The organism is Polyangium sp. 6x1 (assembly GCF_029946515.1).
Classification (GTDB): Bacteria; Myxococcota_A; Polyangia; order Polyangiales; family Polyangiaceae; genus Polyangium.
Map to the genome: position 1 here is coordinate 1 of NZ_JARZHH010000185.1, position 503 is coordinate 503.

Sequence of the window (503 nt, forward strand, 5' to 3'; positions counted from 1 at the left end):
ATCGGCGCCGGCAGACAGCGAGCGCGAGACGTCCACCGAAGGCGGCGCCTCAGGGCTGCTCTCGCCGGTGCGCTTTCGGGAATGGCAGCGAGAGTTGCCCCAGGGGCACACGCTTACGCATCGGCGGCCCACGCGCCGAGAGCCCCGCGCGGGCCAACCCTTCGCGAATCGCATCCGGCGACAGCGCAACGTTTCGCCACCGCGTCGTGCTCGCACACCTCGGACACGCTGTCACATCGATGGCGAACACATGTCGCAAAAGCAACGCCCACGGCTTGCGTCGCGGTTTCCTCCGGTGGCGTCGTCCACATCGAAATGCTCACGGAATAGAGGCAACTGCAAAGGCGCTCGCGCCGCCACGCCATAACAAGCCATAAGCGCAGGCTCGATATCGTCTCCCACTTCACCGCCAGATAGGCCTTCGATCGAGCGGCCCCGGTTCTTCAATATCGCCGCCACCCGCTTTGCGGTCCGCTCGGCGACATTCTGGACCTCACCCTCCG

Annotated in this window: 1 protein-coding gene; it reads right to left on the bottom strand. The window is 65.8% G+C overall.

Going from position 1 to position 503, the window contains the following annotated elements; translation table 11 throughout:
* Nucleotides 1–231 precede the first annotated feature (231 nt).
* A partial coding sequence (locus QHF85_RS49745; protein WP_281334584.1) for a hypothetical protein occupies nt 232–503 on the bottom strand: 272 nt, incomplete at its 5' end.